This is a genomic window from Trichococcus collinsii (assembly GCF_900107505.1).
Lineage (GTDB): Bacteria > Bacillota > Bacilli > Lactobacillales > Aerococcaceae > Trichococcus > Trichococcus collinsii.
On sequence record NZ_FNQH01000001.1, the window covers coordinates 375422 to 392852 of the forward strand.

16 protein-coding genes are annotated in these 17431 nt (G+C 44.4%); all 16 read left to right on the forward strand.

The genetic code is table 11. The features are described from left to right. Positions 1-4 precede the first annotated feature (4 nt). The 16 genes from BLV66_RS01840 (at position 5) to nth (ending at position 17427) form a co-directional block, all read left to right on the forward strand. Complete coding sequence (locus BLV66_RS01840) at positions 5-601, forward strand: LysM peptidoglycan-binding domain-containing protein (protein ID WP_086985127.1); 597 nt, start codon at positions 5-7, stop codon at positions 599-601. Positions 602-662: 61 nt separating this feature from the next. Continuing rightward, positions 663-1358, forward strand: coding sequence for a (d)CMP kinase (cmk, locus tag BLV66_RS01845; protein ID WP_086985125.1), 696 nt, complete (start codon positions 663-665; stop codon positions 1356-1358). A gap of 156 nt (positions 1359-1514) precedes the next feature. After that, the gene (rpsA, locus tag BLV66_RS01850) at positions 1515-2777 is read left to right on the forward strand and encodes a 30S ribosomal protein S1 (RefSeq protein ID WP_086985123.1); all 1263 of its coding nucleotides are present in this window, start codon (positions 1515-1517) and stop codon (positions 2775-2777) included. Between the two features lie 177 nt (positions 2778-2954). Beyond that, positions 2955-4268: a ribosome biogenesis GTPase Der gene (gene der, locus BLV66_RS01855; protein ID WP_086985120.1), complete on the forward strand. Its 1314-nt coding sequence runs from the start codon at positions 2955-2957 to the stop codon at positions 4266-4268. Positions 4269-4471: 203 nt separating this feature from the next. Further along, positions 4472-4747 carry a non-specific DNA-binding protein Hbs gene (gene hbs / locus BLV66_RS01860; RefSeq protein WP_068560639.1) on the forward strand — a complete coding sequence of 92 codons (276 nt, stop codon included), beginning with the start codon at positions 4472-4474 and terminating at the stop codon, positions 4745-4747. Positions 4748-4950: 203 nt separating this feature from the next. Continuing rightward, complete coding sequence (locus BLV66_RS01865) at positions 4951-6234, forward strand: tetratricopeptide repeat protein (protein ID WP_086985118.1); 1284 nt, start codon at positions 4951-4953, stop codon at positions 6232-6234. A 31-nt stretch (positions 6235-6265) separates the two neighbouring features. Next, positions 6266-6817, forward strand: a complete 552-nt coding sequence (locus BLV66_RS01870) for a YpiB family protein (protein ID WP_086985116.1) — start codon at positions 6266-6268, stop codon at positions 6815-6817. Positions 6818-6880: 63 nt separating this feature from the next. Further along, the gene (gene dapB, locus BLV66_RS01875; RefSeq protein ID WP_086985114.1) at positions 6881-7669 is read left to right on the forward strand and encodes a 4-hydroxy-tetrahydrodipicolinate reductase; all 789 of its coding nucleotides are present in this window, start codon (positions 6881-6883) and stop codon (positions 7667-7669) included. Next, positions 7666-9231, forward strand: coding sequence for a CCA tRNA nucleotidyltransferase (locus BLV66_RS01880; protein WP_086985112.1), 1566 nt, complete (start codon positions 7666-7668; stop codon positions 9229-9231). Before dapB ends, BLV66_RS01880 begins: the two co-directional genes overlap by 4 nt. A gap of 112 nt (positions 9232-9343) precedes the next feature. Then, positions 9344-9820, forward strand: a complete 477-nt coding sequence (locus tag BLV66_RS01885; protein WP_086985110.1) for a hypothetical protein — start codon at positions 9344-9346, stop codon at positions 9818-9820. 273 nt (positions 9821-10093) lie between these two features. Further along, the gene (locus BLV66_RS01890) at positions 10094-12841 is read left to right on the forward strand and encodes a helicase C-terminal domain-containing protein (protein WP_176974092.1); all 2748 of its coding nucleotides are present in this window, start codon (positions 10094-10096) and stop codon (positions 12839-12841) included. Between the two features lie 97 nt (positions 12842-12938). Beyond that, positions 12939-13415, forward strand: coding sequence for a cell wall elongation regulator TseB-like domain-containing protein (locus BLV66_RS01895; RefSeq protein ID WP_086985106.1), 477 nt, complete (start codon positions 12939-12941; stop codon positions 13413-13415). A gap of 15 nt (positions 13416-13430) precedes the next feature. Further along, a complete protein-coding gene (locus BLV66_RS01900; protein ID WP_086985104.1) occupies positions 13431-14621 on the forward strand; it encodes a pyridoxal phosphate-dependent aminotransferase in 1191 nt (396 codons plus the stop codon). 47 nt (positions 14622-14668) lie between these two features. Beyond that, complete coding sequence (gene asnS, locus BLV66_RS01905) at positions 14669-15952, forward strand: asparagine--tRNA ligase (RefSeq protein ID WP_425445305.1); 1284 nt, start codon at positions 14669-14671, stop codon at positions 15950-15952. Between the two features lie 104 nt (positions 15953-16056). After that, positions 16057-16764, forward strand: a complete 708-nt coding sequence (locus BLV66_RS01910; RefSeq protein WP_086985100.1) for a DnaD domain-containing protein — start codon at positions 16057-16059, stop codon at positions 16762-16764. A gap of 15 nt (positions 16765-16779) precedes the next feature. Continuing rightward, positions 16780-17427 (forward strand): endonuclease III, encoded by a 648-nt coding sequence (gene nth / locus BLV66_RS01915; protein ID WP_086985098.1) that lies wholly within the window; start codon positions 16780-16782, stop codon positions 17425-17427. Positions 17428-17431: the final 4 nt, after the last annotated feature.

Here is a 17431-nt window from a genome sequence, read left to right on the forward strand (position 1 = left end):
CCGAATGGATAAAAAGAATCGCAATCGCAATAATGGAGAGCCTTGGTCACGTAAATTCGGCGAAGATGAAAATCTGAAGAGCCGGCAGTATTCACGTTCGGCCAGAAATACAAAAAACAAAGAAGTAGCACCTCTATTAAAAGTATTGCTGTTTCTCTTTTTGGCTATTCTGATTATTCCATTTGCAACCATCTATTTTAATAAACAGAATCAAAATACTCCCGCACCTAAGAGTGCTGAACAAGTGATGATCAACAAGCGAGTGGCCAGTTCCAGTGTCGAAAGCAGTGAGGAAGCGTCTTCCGAAGAGACTTCAGAAGAGGTTTCCAGCGAAGTTGTGGAAAGCGCCGTGGAGCCCGAATCTTCGATTGCGGAAACGCCAAGTTCGAGCGCCGCGCCTGCAGTGGTCGAAACACCTGCTGAAACAGTTAAAGAACCGGAAACGACTACTGGGGTATACAGTAATTCATACACCATCCAAGCGGGTGACAATCTTTACCGGATTGCTATTAACCACGGGATGACATTGGATGAATTGATGCAGGCCAACGGGTTGAGCAGTACAGAAGCACAAATCGGTATGGCTTTGAAAGTTAAATAGTGAAAGCCGTCTGTCAAGGCGGCTTTTTCAATGAAATCGAACAGAATGAAGTCGGAGGTTTATTGTGAAAAAAATGAATATTGCCATCGATGGTCCAGCATCGGCAGGGAAAAGCACCATCGCGAAAAAAGTTGCGGAAAAATTGGGATACATCTATTTGGACACAGGCGCGATGTATCGAACGTTGACTTATGCGGCTCTATCCAACGGAAGCGATCTCCATGATGAAGAAGCCTTGCATACATTGCTGAAAGGAATTAGGATAACCTTTTCGACTGCCGAAAACGAAATGCAGCGTGTTTTTCTTAATGAGGAGGACGTCACTGAATCAATCAGATCGGAGGAAGTGACCCAAAACGTTTCCCTGGTTTCGTCGTTCGCGAAAGTGCGTGAAGAGATGGTTGCCCGCCAGAAAAGCATCGCACGGTCCGGCGGCGTCGTAATGGACGGCAGGGACATCGGTACGGTCGTATTGCCTGATGCTGAGGTCAAGATATTCATGACAGCGACCGCCGAAGAAAGAGCGTTGCGCCGCTACAAAGAAAACATAGCAAAGGGTATGACCACTTCCTTGGAAGAGCTGACGGAAGACATGAAGCGCCGCGACCATTTGGACAGCACCCGGACGATATCCCCGTTGAAAAAAGCCGATGATGCCATCGTTTTGGACTCAACGCATCTGGAGATCGACGAAGTGGTGAAGCGGATTCTCGGCATTATCGAAGCAAACCTAAAACCCTTACAAACATTGGATTAACAATACTAGACGATTTTAAGCAAAGATGTTAGAATGATTGTATGCAGTATTACGCTTTCAAAAATATGGAGTCAAGGATTAATTTCTGAGCCGAAAGGTGAGGAGTTAAGGGAACTAGCCAATCGGTTGCCGCAGACTTTTAGGAGGAATAGTTACATGTCAGATTACATTGAAAACCCAGAGTTAAATGAAGAAGAGTCCAATAATGTTGAGCAGACTATGCAAGATGTGTTGGATGAAGCATTATCCATTGAGGTGGGCGATACTGTCAAGGGAGAAGTTTTAAGCATCCAAGATAGACAAGCCATCGTAGGAATCATTGGGGGCGGGGTTGAAGGGGTTATTCCTTACAACGAATTATCTGCAAAACCATTCGATGAAGTTACAGAAATCCTAAACGTAGGTGACGTTGTGGATTTGGTTGTCATAAAACAAATCAAAGATAAAGAAAATGGAAGCTTCTTGCTTTCGAAGCGTCGTGTGGATGCTAAGATCGTTTGGAAAGATATTCAAGATAAATTCGAAAACAACGAAATCATCGAAGCGCCAGTCAAAGACGTCGTTAAAGGCGGATTGGTCGTTGATGTCGGCGTGAGAGGTTTTGTTCCGGCTTCAATGGTAGAAGACCATTTTGTGGAAGATTTCAGTTCTTATAAAGGCAAAGTGATGACCTTCAAGATTGTTGAACTAGAACCTAGCGAAAACCGTTTGATTTTATCACATAAAGCAGTTGTGGAAACAGAAAAAGAAGCCAATAAAGGCAAATTGATGGACGAATTGGTAGCCGGAGACATTGTCGAAGGAACTGTCGCTCGTCTGACCAACTTCGGTGCATTCGTCGATTTAGGCGGCGTGGATGGTTTGGTCCACATCTCTCAAATTGCTCACGAGCATGTGAAAAATCCTGGTGACGTTTTGGCGATTGGCCAAACTGTCAAAGTCAAAATTTTATCCATCGATAAAGAAAATGGCCGTGTATCCTTAAGCATCAAAGACACATTGGCGGGTCCTTGGAATGCGATCGCTGAGAAAGCGCCAATCGGAGCTGTATTGACTGGTGTTGTCAAACGTTTGACAAGCTTCGGTGCTTTTGTGGAAGTTTTCCCTGGTGTCGAGGGTTTGGTGCACATTTCCCAAATTTCCCATCAACACATTGCGACTCCGCATGAAGTGCTGCAAGAAGGCCAAGAAATTAAAGTCAAAGTGTTGGATGCGAAAGAAGATGAGCAACGCCTATCTCTAAGCATCAAGGCTTTGGAAGAAAAAGCTGTGACTGAAGCACCCGCAGCTGATGAGAAAAGAGAGAAAAAAGAGAAAAAAACCGAAGAATATGTTGCTGACGATTCAGACGGAAACTTCACATTAGCAGATTTATTAGGCGACAAACTTTCAGGTTTGAAAGACGATTCTGAAGCTTAATCAGCAAGGAAAGTGAACATGTGAGGGCATGGAATTCCATCCATGCCCTTTTTTTGTTGTTATTATTGACGGATGTGTGTTATAACTGACATGGACGAAAACATTGAGAAAACTATACACAGTGAGCAAATACCCAAAAAGTTTTGTGTTGTAGAGGAAAAGAAAGGCGGAGGTTAGATGCCAAATCCAGTAGTAGCCATAGTAGGCAGACCAAACGTAGGAAAATCAACAATATTCAATAGGCTGGCAGGAGAGAGAATTTCCATAGTCGATGATGTCTCAGGCGTCACTCGCGACAGAATTTATGCAAAAGGAGAATGGTTGGGCAAAACATTCAATATCATCGATACAGGCGGGATCGATATAACGGATGAGCCTTTTATGAGCCAAATCAAATTGCAGGCGCAAGTGGCGATTGAGGAAGCCGATGTCATCATCTTCTTGACATGCGTCAGAGAAGGTGTGACGGATGCAGATGAAAACGTTGCAAGAATCCTGTACCAATCCGATAAACCTGTCATATTGGCGGTAAACAAAGTGGATAATCCAGAAATGCGCGCCGAAATATTCGATTTTTACAGTCTCGGATTAGGCGAACCTTATCCTGTATCAGGTAGCCACGGCTTAGGCCTTGGGGATCTGCTTGATGCAGTTGTAGCGAATTTTCCATCAGAAGAAGAGAATGCGGAAGAAGAAGGCATCATCAACTTCAGCTTTATCGGCCGTCCGAATGTAGGTAAATCTTCCTTGGTGAATGCCATTTTGGGAGAAGAACGCGTAATCGTATCGGATATTGCAGGCACAACCCGTGACGCTATCGATACGATGTTCGTTGACGATGAAGGTGTAAAATTCCGGATGATCGATACAGCCGGAATCCGCAAAAAAGGCAAAGTCTACGAATCCACGGAAAAATACAGCGTCATGCGTGCCATCCGTGCCATCGAGCGCTCGGATATCGTTATGGTCGTGCTGAATGCGGAAGAGGGCATCCAGGAACAGGACAAAAAAGTTGCCGGATACGCGCATGAAGCAGGCAAAGGGATCATCATTCTAGTGAACAAATGGGATACATTGGAAAAAGATAATCATACAATGAAGGAATTCGAGGACAAAATCCGCAAAGAATTCCAGTATCTTTCTTATGCGCCTATCATGTATGTTTCCGCGGTAACGAAACAGCGATTGTCAAACATTCCTGCTAAAATCAAGGAAATCAGTGAAAATCAAAACCGACGTATTTCTTCATCCTTGTTGAATGATGTCCTGATGGATGCTGTCGCGCATAATCCAACACCATCCGACAAAGGACGTCGTCTGAAAATTTACTACATGACGCAAGTGGCCGTAAAACCGCCGACATTTGTTGTTTTTGTCAACGATCCGGAATTACTGCATTTCTCATATGAGCGTTTCCTTGAAAACAGAATTCGTGATTCGTTTGATTTCGAAGGGACACCATTCCATTTGATTGCCCGACAAAAAAAATAAATTACCTTCCCGTAGGCATTAAATCCACTATAATCGTTGCAGTAGCACGGTTTGTGTGATATTCTTTATTAGAAATATCTTTTCAATTTGACTGCGGTATTTCAGAACTGTTTTTGGACCACTCAAAAATAGTTATTCCATGTTTTGTTGTGTTATCAAAGAAAGCATGTATTCTTCTTCTTTAAAGGAGGTGAAAGGACAACATGGCAAACAAAGCTGAATTAATCGAAAGAGTTGCTGGAAAAACAAACTTGACTAAAAAGGATGTTACAGCAAGCGTTGATGCATTATTTGAAGTGATTCAAGAAGCATTAAAAGACGGTGAAAAAGTTCAAGTCATCGGTTTTGGTAATTTTGAAGTTCGTGATCGTGCAGCTCGTAAAGGACGCAATCCTCAAACTGGGGAAGAAATCCAAATCGAAGCAAGCAAAATCCCTGCATTCAAACCAGGTAAAGCATTGAAAGATGCAGTTAAATAATTAATGAAAATGAAGTTGGGGCCTTACGGGGCTTCGACTTTATTTTTTTTAACCAAAATCCTGAGGGAGTCTCTAACGGGGAGTCAATGTGTTTTTGACGGAGAAAAGCCTGAGGAACAAATAGATACAGATGCTGAACTTTATGATAAAATATAAAGGAAGAGCACCAGCAAGCAGAGTGTATTTGAAGGAGCAGTAGACGAATGAATAATGAAGCACATGCAATGATAGAAGCCATTCAAAAGAATGATTTGGATACGGCTGTTCAACTGTTCAAACAATCAGTTGAGCAATCCGTCCTGGAGAACAACAGCGCTGATTTGGCCGAATTGGCAGAAACGATGCATGCCTTGGGCTTCTTGAGCGAAGCAAAAGAAGCGTATGGAGCCTTGAACTACTTGGCCCCGCATATACAGGAGTGGAATATCGCCTTAGCAGAAATCGCCATCGACGAAGACGATTACGATCAAGCTTTGGATATCCTCCTAACGATCGATAAAGAAAGTGACGTATACCCGCAAGCATTGTTGACGATGGCTGATGCTTATCAAGTTCAGGGTTTGTACGAAGTCAGCGAAAAGAAAATTTTTGAAGCAATGGCACTGTTGCCGGATGAACCCATATTGGACTATGCGTTGGCGCAGCTTTACCATTCGATTGGGGAATACAAAAAGGCAATTCCAATCTATGAAGAACTTTCATACGGAAACGGCGAAATTGCATCCGCAACGCAGCTGAATTTTTTCCTGGGCGACTGTCACAATGCTATCGGTGCGTTTGAGACAGCCCTGCAGTATCTTGAAAAAATCCCGGCTGACGAACATTTCCCGGACAGTTATTTCCAACTCGGCTTCACCTATTTCCAACTCAAGGAATATGCGCGCGCCATCAGCATTTTTAATAAATTGCTCGAAGCGGATAATGCTTACCTGAGCGCATATTTGTATTTGGCGAATGCGCTTGAGGCTGAATTGGAGTTGGAAGAAGCGCTCACTGTAATGGAACAGGCCATCCTACGGAATCCTTATCAGCATGAATTTTACACGACAGCGGCCAGACTGCAATTGAAGTTGAACAGGGAGCAAGATGCGGAACAAAATTTGCGTGAAGCGGCAGCGCTTGAACCGGACCTTTCCAGTATTCATTTGGCGTTGGGCAACTTGTTGCTGAAGCAAGGAAGATTCGAAGAATTGGTAGCTTATATCGCAGACCGCGCAGATCAGGAAGACAACGATCCGCAATACAATTGGTTGCTCGCTGCCAGCCACAATGCCTTGGAGGACTACGATTCGGCAAACAAAGAATATACGGCGGCTTATCCGCATTTTGCCGACAACGAGGCATTTTTACTTGAGTACGCAGCATTCTTGAGAGAAGAAGGCAACCGCGAAAGGTTGAGTGAGGTCATTCACCAAGGCTTGGCTCTTTATCCCGCCAACACGGAGTTACTTCAACTCCATGATGATCTGCACGATTTAGATCAATAAGTCATCATCCCATCGGATAGGAGGTTTTAAAATGATGAATCCTACTTTGGAGGAGAAAAAAAATTTTATTTCTTGGTTTATTCAGAATTATCAATTGAAGCGCAGAGAGTCTCTATGGATACTCAATTATTTGCTTAATCACGAGATTTTACTGAAGAATATCCATCTGATTGAGGAAGTCCATACGACGAACAGAGGAATGGGATTTGCCGTAGTCGGAAATCCGAAAGATGCCTTCATGTACTATAAAGACGGAAAGACGTTCGAAGATCCTGAACAGGCATTCCATGATCTGCGTTTGAATTGGAAAGAGGATTTTTATCTGGAGCTGTTTTTTGATCAATCCTACCAAGTCCTTTCATTTTTTGGCGTTTTGGAAGACAATCCGTACATCCAAGAGTCCGAAATTTTCGATAAGGATCTGGAAGAAATCGTAGAAAAGTCATTAGAAAAGTTGGCGGTGAAGGATCGCATCCATTATCTGAAAAAACAGATTGACATCGCGCTGATCCAATACGATGAAACCAGCTTCAGGAAGTTCACGAAAGAATTAAAAGAGTTGGAAGAAAAAAATATGATCTGATAAAACGCGGATATGGTGCGGACCATTTGTGCCAGCAGCGTTAAACGGAAGGGAACGTGTAGAATGAGAATAGTAGTTTCAGGATTTAAAGGCAAAATGGGGACTGCCTGTACAAATATGGTCTTGCGTCAGGAAGACTTTTCTTTGGCGGCTGTATACGATCCTTTCGCAAACGAGAAGCAGCTCAACGAATTGCCGCAATATGCCGGCAATTCTGTGAGAGTGTACAGTGATAAAGCGGCCCTCGTCAAGGAAATTGACGCTGATGTTTGGATTGATTTTTCAAGACCGGATGCAGCCTATGAGAATACACGTTTTGCCCTTGAAAATGGCATGCGCCCTGTAATCGGTACTACCGGATTTTCCAGCAAACAACTTGAAGAATTGACCAACTACTCCAAAGAGTTGGGTCTGGGAGGCTTGATTGCGCCTAATTTTGCGATTGGTGCCGTGTTGATGATGGAATTCGCTGCAAAAGCAGCAAAATATTTCCCGGATGTGGAAATCATGGAATTGCATCATGAGAACAAATTGGATGCGCCAAGCGGCACAGCCATCAAAACAGCCGAATTGATTTATGAAGTGAGAGGCGACCATCCACAAGGGCATCCGGAAGAGAAAGAATTGATTGAAGGCGCAAGAGGGGCTGATTACCATGGCATGAAAATCCATAGTGTCCGCTTACCAGGTCTAGTCGCTCATCAGCAAGTGCAATTCGGAAGCGCAGGGGAAGGCTTGATCATCCGCCACGATTCATACGACCGCGACTCTTTCATGAATGGTGTAGCCCTCTCCTGCAGAAAAGTAATGGAAATCGATCGCCTGATCTATGGATTGGAAAATTTCCTATGATCATAAACGCACCGGAATTTCAAAAAGCGATACCAATCATCGAAGCCATCGAACAGGCTGGATATGAAGCCTACTTTGTTGGGGGAAGTGTGCGTGATACGCTGCTTCATTTGGATATTTCGGATGTCGACATCGCCTCGAGCGCTATGCCTGAAGAAATTCAGCGGATCTTCCCGATCACTTTCGATGTAGGCATTCAACATGGAACGGTGATGGTATTACATGAACGGGAGACATACGAAATAACAACTTTCCGGACAGAATCAAAGTATGAGAAGTTCCGCAGACCAGAGAAAGTCCAGTATGTGCGCAGTCTGCAAGATGATTTGAAAAGGCGCGACTTTACGATCAATGCGATTGCAATCGACCGCCATGGGAATATCAAAGACTACTTCAACGGGCAGGAGGACTTGGCGAACAAATTGATTCGGGCAGTAGGCAACCCGGAAGAGCGTTTCAGGGAAGATGCCTTGCGCATGATGCGCGCAGCCAGATTTGTGAGTCAGTTGGATTTTGAAATCGAACAAGCAACGAAGGAGGCCATCGTCGAGTACCATCCGCTGCTTTCAAAAATCGCGGTAGAGCGTGTGCGCGAAGAGTGGAATAAGCTTCTGCTTGGAAAAAACCGCAAGGGCGGAATCAAGTTTTTTGTCGAAACACGTCTATTTCAAATGTGTCCCGGATTTCAAAACCGGGAAAAGTCATTAATCGACTTGGCCCTCTTTCCGCTGCAATTCAAAGGGACAACGATCGCATGGACTGTATTGATCCACTTCCTTGATTTGAAGAACGATGCGATCGAACCATTTTTGCGCCAATGGAAGTGTTCCCGCAAAGAAATCATGGAAATACGCATAGGCGTGCAGGCGCTAAACAAACGCCTGCAACAATTCTGGGACTATCCACTCCTGTTCGAAACAGGGATCGAAATCGCCATGCAGATAGAAGCCATTATCGAAGGGTTCGGTTTACCGAACCAGAGCGAAAACTTGATTGAATTAAATGAATCCATGCCAATCCATACACTGAAAGATTTGGCTTTGGACGGTAAAGAATTGCTGTCCTTGCTGGGCATCAAACGTGGCGGTCCTTTTGTGGGCGAAATATTCGAAGAACTAAAAACCTTGGTGTTGGCAAACAAACTTGAGAATAGTCATTCCGCACTGAGGGATTTCATTATGAAAAGAAGGATGATTTATTTGGATGAGACATTCGTAGCCTCCTATACCGTCGGACAAAAGGATTTGGCTTCCGAAATCGGTTCGGGAACGTTACCGATTCTGGCAACGCCGGCATTGCTGGTCATGATCGAAAATGCCTGCATGGGAATCGTCAAGGAACATCTTTCCGAAGGCGATACGACAGTCGGGATACATTGTGATCTCCATCATAAAAAAGCTTCTCCCATCCACTCAGAAATAACGGTGACGGTCAGAGTGACGGAACACAGAGGAAACAAATATTTCTTTGAATGCGTGGTCCATTCACAAGGTAATGAAATCGCATCGGCGAAGCACACAAGGGCAGTTGTTAACGCAAATGAATTCATGGATAGTCTCTAGCAAATTAACTTACTTTTTTTCCCATCATTGGAAGGGTATGAGTACCCACTTGATAAAAAATATGATAAAATAGTTACATATTCAAAAAGTAAATATATCAGGAGTGATTTCGATGAAAAAAGTAATGACAGGTTTGAGATTTATTTTTAGAAACGGCGAAACATGGACGATCAAGCGTGAATATATCGGAGATCTATGGATCAAACAAGTCACAACGAGCTACGGCCGAATCGGAAACAGTGATTTTCAAGAAATCCACCCTTGTGAATCTTTGCGTATCGAAATTAACCAAGAAGCAGATCACGTCAACACGAGTGATATCAATTTGGGCGGACTTGAACAAGGCATGTTCGAGCGCGTTGCGAGTCATCAAGACATCGAAAAAATGGATATCCTGTACCAAGATGAGGATCATCCAAAATCCGACGTCATTGTAGAAGTGGACCGCATCTACTTCCCGTATAAAGCCACGGATACCGACGGATTCGACAATGAACATCAATCTTCATTCGTTTCATCCGAAAACAAATTATATATCGTAATCGATCCGGAAAAAGATGTGAAAGATATTTATCCTGACATCGTTTAATGGATACCAAAAATGGGCCCTTGCTGATAAAGCGAGGGTCCATTTTTGTGATGTCGGGTAGGGAAGTTGTTCATGCAAGCCATCAAAAAAATCCGATAATTATCGATTTTACGGTAACAATATCCACGACATAGGATATAATGAGGTGAGCTGCATGCAATGCACAGTTTGATCGGAGAGGCTCCTGTTTTTATAAGATATCTTCAGGGAAAGTCTTGCAGAAAGAAATACCGGAACAGGAGAAGCTTCTGTTTATTTAGGAGATTGTTTTTTATGAAGAAAACCTACGCCATTGTCGATCTTGAGACAACGGGATCCAGCTTTAAACGAGGAGATCGGATCATTCAATTTGGGTGTACCTTGCTTCAGGCAGGCAAAATAGTTCAGGAAATCAATATAACCATCAATCCCGGCAGAAAAATACCGGATGTCATCGAGAAGCTGACGGGAATCAAGAATAAAGATGTCAAAGAAGCTCCCTATTTTGAAGACGTATGTGATTTCATCTACAACACGTTGGAAGGGTGTGTTTTTGTAGCGCATAACGTGCATTTCGATTATCATTTTTTGGACTATTCATTCCAAGAAGTCGGCATGCCGCCACTTTCGCTGCGCGCGATGGACACGGTGGAGTTGACGAAAATATTATATCCGACGTTATCCAGTTATCGTTTGGGCGATCTATCAAACCACTTCTTTCTGACGCATGATAGTGCCCACGATGCCGCAAGCGATGCGCATGCAACTGCGGAACTTTTCCTCCAGTTGAAGGAGAAAGCCAACAACTTACCGTTGGTCACGCTGGAAAAGTTGAATTTCTTGTCGGCGCATTGTCAGGTGGACAACGATTCCTTTTTTTATGAGAGCTATGAAACCGCCAAAGAGATACGCTCCCCACTTCCGCAGAAAATCTACGTCAAAAATGGGTTGGCGCTGAAGGAAAAAGACATACTTTCGGAACAGACGGCTTACAGGGAAAAAGAAATATCTAATTTCTCGGAAGTGGCCAAAAGCCTGATGGGAAATAACGGCTTGGAAATCCGTGCAGAGCAGATAGAGATGATGCAATCACTTTTCGACTTCCACGAAGCCGAATCTTCTGAAAATTTAGCAATCGAGGCTGCGCCGGGCATCGGCAAGACTTTGGCCTACCTACTGCCTGCAGCTTATCAGGCAACTCCGGAAAATAAAGTCCTTATCAGCACTTCCACGCTGCTTTTGCAGGAACAGATCATGGATAACGAGATGACCCGGTTACGTAAAATGCTGCCATTTGAGCTGCAGATAAGTTCATTGAAAGGGAAGACGAACATCGTCCACCTGGAGAAATTGGCCGCATTAACCTTGGAAGCCCTCACCAAAAAAGAATCCTTGATCATGATGAGCATCTATGTCTGGTTGACCGAGACGGAAACCGGTGATATCAGCGAGTTGAGCCAAGCACAGAACTTTGATTTTCTCTGGGAAAGGCTGACCTTTGAAAGCCACGAGGCCCCTTTAAAAGGGAAGTGGGCCGATGATGATTTCTTTGCCTTCAATAACAAGAAAGCAGAACAATCCAGTCTTATTGTCACAAACCATTCCTTCTTGAGTCATCACATCGATGATCTGGCAATTTTTGACCATTGCGAGTCCATCAACTTGATCCTCGATGAGGCACATCAGTTCCCACGCGTCTATCAGGATGCGCACAAGAAAAGTGTAGCCCTATCCATCCTGAAACGGCGTTTGAAGCGCTTCGGCTACTTCCTCCGGGATTATCGCGAGGCAATAGAAAAGGATCCAAATGGCGACTCCCTGGACTATGATTTATTCAACCTCGAATTCGCGATCGATCAACTACAGCAAGAATGTGCCCATTCGGAAGAAGTGTTGGTGCGTTCCCTTATCCACGAGGTGGGGGAAAAAGGTGAAGTTTATCTTGATGAAAATTTCCTGGTTGAGAACGGAATTAAAAAAATATTCAAGAAAATGCACCAGTATATAGAGGAAACAAGGATTGCCGCCAGGCGTTGTCTGGATAAAGCGGACTTGAGGAATGATCCGGTTATGGGTCCGCGCGCAAAGGCAATTTTGGATGATTTGGGGGCAGTCCAAGTCAATTTGCACTACTTTTCTGAAGATCGCCTAGGTACGTATCATGTGCTGCAATACAATTGGGATAATGACCTACTTTCGCTGGCAATCGAAATAAACCAAATTGATCTCTCAGATGAAATTCATTCAAAAATAGAAGAGCGATTCAGAAGAACCGTCTATTTAAGTTCAACCCTCAAAGTGGATGGCTCGCTGGACTATTTCAAAAATAAAATCGGCGAAGACAAATTGCAGGAAGCATATTTTGCTTCTCCCTATAAGTTGAGCGAACGGTTGCGGGTCTTCCTTCCGACAGACATCACTGCCATCACCTCTTTGGATGACAAACAAGCGGCCAAACAGATTGTTTCGACTTTGCAAGAAATCGTGCTGCCGCAACAAGGCAAAGCTTTGGTTTTGTTCACATCCAATCGCTTGCTGGAGGAAGTTCATAGTCAACTCAAAAATGCTGTTTCTTCCGGATTCCCAGGAACGGAAATACTCGCTCAAGGTTTCTCCGGCAGTCGGAGAAGGATGCACAATCGGTTCATGTCAGCCAATGCGGCTATTTTGCTGGGTTCTGCTTCTTACTGGGAAGGGATCGATTTTTCTGATCAAGCCGTTGAAATCCTGGTGATAACCAGGCTGCCGTTCGATCCGCCACATCGCCCTGAAAATGCTGCCTTCCAAGCATATCATCAGGATAGAGGCAAGAAGGCTTTTTATGAAGAGTTTCTTCCACGAGCGATGATCCGTCTGAAACAAGGGATAGGCAGACTCGTCCGATCCAGAAATACGAAAGGCGTCGTCATTTGCTTGGACGACAGATTGATTAAGAGTAATTATTCGAAACGGATGCAACAGATGCTACCGGAGGGCGTAGGCATAAAAATAGCCGGTCAAGCGGAAATAAATGCGGAAATTCAAGAATTTCTAAAAAAATAATGCAGTGGGATATTCCATCAGCATGAAGTTTAAGGTATCATTAATAATTAGGTGAGATTGCGATTAAGTTTCAACCAAAGATAAGGAAGTGGAAGATGTGAAGAAGAATATCATTGTGGGGACGATTGTACTTCTTTTCCTGATGATCGTCAGCTCTTACACGATATTTTACCGAAGCCAGCAGCCGATCCTGCAAGCACAAAAAGAAGCAACCGCCATCGCGAAAGCCAACGCCAATATCCAAAAAGTCCAGGATTTTTATTGGTACAATGGATCTGAGACGTATTTTTCACTGGCTGGTATCGATGACAAGAACGAAGAATTATATGTCATCATTAAGAAAGACGGCGGTGAAACCACTATCCTGAAAACGGCGGAAGTCATCACCGAAAGTGAAGCTAAATCAATCACTCAGGCGGATAAGAACCCTGAACGGATTCTGGAGGCAAGACTGGGGATAGAGAACGAAGAACCTGTTTGGGAAGTCACCTATAAAAACGCAAATAATACGATTGGTTACTATTTGATATCCGCTATTTCTGGTAAATGGCTCAAAGATATAGAAAACATATAAATTGGAGTGATTGAGATGGTAAAAATTTCTGAGAGAATGAAAAAAATAAGCGAATCCCCGACATTGGCGACGTCAGCTAAAGTCAATGTCATGAAAGCGCAAGGGAAGGATATCCTGAACTTGACCGTAGGGGAACCGGACTTCGATACGCACGTTTCCATTCTGAACGCTGCAGTAGAGGCGATCCAATCAAACAAAGCGAATCACTACACCCCGACTGCCGGTATCCTGCCATTGCGTCAAGCAATAGTAGATTATCATCAGAAATATGACGGAGTCACTTTCGCCGTCAATCAGGTCATTGTGACTGAAGGTGCCAAGAATGCTTTGTTTGCGCTATTCCAAGTCATTCTTAATCCCGGAGATGAAGTCATCGTCCCTGCGCCGTACTGGGTAAGCTATACCGAACAGATCAAATTGGCGGGAGGCGTCAACGTACTGGTCGAAACAGCGCCTGAAAAAGGCTTTAAACTGACTGTGGAAGACCTAGAAAAACATCGCACCGAAAAAACGGTTGCTTTGCTTTTGAATTCGCCGTCGAACCCGACCGGCATGATCTATACGCCTGAAGAATTGAAGGCAATCGGCGAGTGGGCGGTTGAACACGATGTCTTGATCATTGCCGATGAAATTTACTACCGATTGACTTATAACGGAAATGAAGCCATCTCAATCGCTTCCCTATCAGAAGAAATCAAGAACCAAACGATCATCATCAACGGAATCTCCAAAACTTACGCAATGACAGGCTGGAGAATCGGATATGCAATCGGAAATGCGGAAATCATCAGCAAAATGATCGAATTGTCCAGTCATTCGACAAGCAACCCTGCCGGACCAAGCCAATATGGCGCGCTGGCTGCTTTGACCGGACCGCAGGATTTTGTTGAGGAAATGCGCGCAGCATTCGAGGCGCGATTGAACTTCTTCTATCCGCTTGTTGCGAGCATTCCTGGTTTCAAGGTAACAAAACCTCAAGGAGCCTTTTACTTGTTCCCGAATGTCAAGGAAGCCGCTGAAATGTGCGGTTTTGAAGAAGTAAAAGACTTTACGTTGGCTTTGATCGAGGAAGCAAATGTCGCTTTGGTTTCAGGCGATGGTTTTGGATACCCCGATTATGCCAGAATAAGTTATACTGTCAGAGAAGAACTACTTGCAGAAGCAGTAGATCGCATCAAAAAATTTATCGAAACCCATAAAAAATGATCCGATTTTTATGGAAAAAGGGGTAGAATAGATTGAAACTTATCACAATGGACCAAGCGAAAGAATATTTAGGACAAGAGATTTCCATTGGTGCTTGGGTAACCAACAAAAGAAGTAGCGGAAAGATCGCGTTTCTGCAGCTTCGTGATGGCGCCCATTTTTTCCAAGGCATCGTCATGAAAAATGATGTCGGCGAAGAATTGTTCGACGTAGCGAAATCTCTGACGCAAGAAACTTCTTTGATCGTCAAAGGGATCATCCAAGAAGACACCCGTTCGAAGCTTGGCTACGAATTGCTCGTCACCGGCATCGAAGTGGTGGGAGAAAGCCAAGATTATCCGATCACACCGAAAGAGCACGGAACAGATTTCCTGATGGATCATCGTCATCTGTGGTTGCGCTCGTCCAGACAGCATGCCATCATGAAAATCCGGAACGAAATCATCCGCGCCACTTATGAATTCTTCAATCAAGAAGGATTCATCAAGGTCGATCCGCCGATACTGACCGGCAGCGCGCCGGAAGGGACGACCGAGCTGTTCCACACCAAGTATTTTGATGAGGAAGCTTACCTGTCCCAGAGTGGGCAATTATACATGGAAGCGGCAGCGATGGCCTTCGGAAAAGTATTTTCATTCGGCCCGACTTTCCGTGCCGAAAAATCGAAGACGCGTCGCCATCTGATCGAATTTTGGATGATGGAGCCGGAAATGGCCTTCATGCATCAGGACCAGAGTCTGGAAGTCCAGGAAAAATATGTTGCTTATCTTGTTCAATCGGTCCTGGATAACTGTGATATCTACTTAGATACGTTGGAACGCGACAAAGAATTGTTGAAAGAATACACACAATTACCGTACGAGCGCATCAGCTATGACGATGCCGTAGCTTTGCTGAACGCGAACGGATTTGACGATATCGCCTGGGGAGATGATTTTGGTTCGCCTCATGAAACCTTTATCGCGAATCAATCGCAAAGACCGATATTTATCCTTAATTACCCGAAAGCGATCAAGCCTTTTTATATGAAAGAGCATCCGGATCGTCCAGAAGTCGTTTTGTGCGCGGATATGATCGCCCCTGAAGGCTATGGAGAAATAATCGGCGGCAGCGAACGTGAAGTGGACTATCAACGCTTAAGCGAACAGATCGAAAAATTCGGACTGAGCAAGGAAGACTATTCGTGGTATTTGGATTTACGCAAATACGGTTCAGTGCCTCATTCCGGTTTTGGACTGGGACTTGAAAGAATGGTGACTTGGATCTCCGGTACCGAACACATCCGTGAGTCGATTCCGTTCCCGCGTCTTCTGAACAGAATTTACCCGTAACCAGTGTTTCGTGAATCTGAATTGAATCTTAACAGAATGGGAGTGGAACAAATAGCAAACTATTTGTTCCGCTTCCTTTTACTCTAAAGGGGTTTTTATATAACATGTCATATAATGAATTAACCAAATGGATCGAATCAGGGCAGACGCTGATTCCAAATATATTGCTGCAGAACTACAAAAAAATCGGGCTTGCGGATACGGAATTTATCTTTGTACTACAGCTGAAAGCTTACATCGATAAGAATATACCTTTTCCGAATCTGGCACTGATCGCCGAAAATATGGGCATTGCCGAAAAGGATGTCTTCTCCTTGTTGCATAATCTGATGCAAAAGCAAATGATTTTGATGGAGACGAAAAATGATCTCGCGGGCAAAGTGGAGGATTCCTATTCCTTGGACCCAATCTATCAACGGCTTTTCCAATTGATGGAACGATCCGAGAAAAAACAGCCCCTTCAGCAACAAGGAAAGAATATCATGACCATGTTCGAGCAAGAATTCGGGCGGAACTTATCACCCATCGAAATGCAGACCATTGCGAGTTGGATGGATTTGGACCACTATCCGCTCGAATTGATCGAATCAGCTTTGAAAGAAGCTGTATTGAATCGCGTCTACAGCCTTAAATACATTGACCGCATTCTGTTGGCCTGGGAGAAGAAAAACATCAAAAGCGTCAAAGATTTGATCCAGCAGCAATCGACGCGGCCCCAAACCAATCAGGACAAATTCGATGAAAAGGTAGGAATGGATGCACCGATGGAAGTTCCGCTTTATAATTGGCTGGACACTGATGCGGACGCATAGGTGGGGTGAAGAATAATGCTATCAAAAAAAAAGACTATAGAAGCACTGGACGAGATGGCTGCGCTATTCCCGAACGCGGAGTGTGAACTGCTGCATCAGAACGTATTCCAACTGTTGATCGCGACGCTCCTAAGCGCCCAGGCAACGGACGTTTCCGTCAACAAAGTGACGCCAAGTCTGTTCGGACGGTTCCCTACGCCCGAAGCTTTCATTGCGGCTCCACTCGAGTCGATCATGCAAGAAATCAGAACGATCGGCTTATACAGGAACAAAGCCGCCAACATCCAAAAATGCTGCAAAATGCTGCTGGAGGACTTTGGCGGCGAAGTGCCGCGTACTCTTGAAGAACTGACCAAGTTGCCCGGAGTGGGGCGAAAAACAGCGAATGTCGTCATGAGCGTCGGGTTCCATATCCCGGCTATTGCCGTGGATACCCATGTGGAACGGATAGCCAAACGACTGCGCATCGCTCCCCAGAAAGCATCAGTGTTGGAAGTGGAGGAGTTGCTGATGAAAAAAATTCCGAAGGAACGCTGGTCCGATGCGCATCACCAGATGATTTTCTTCGGCAGGTATCATTGCACAGCCAGAAATCCCAAGTGTGACGTTTGCCCGTTGCTTTCGATGTGCGAGGAAGGGCAGAAACGTTTGGGTTTTAAGTGAAGCG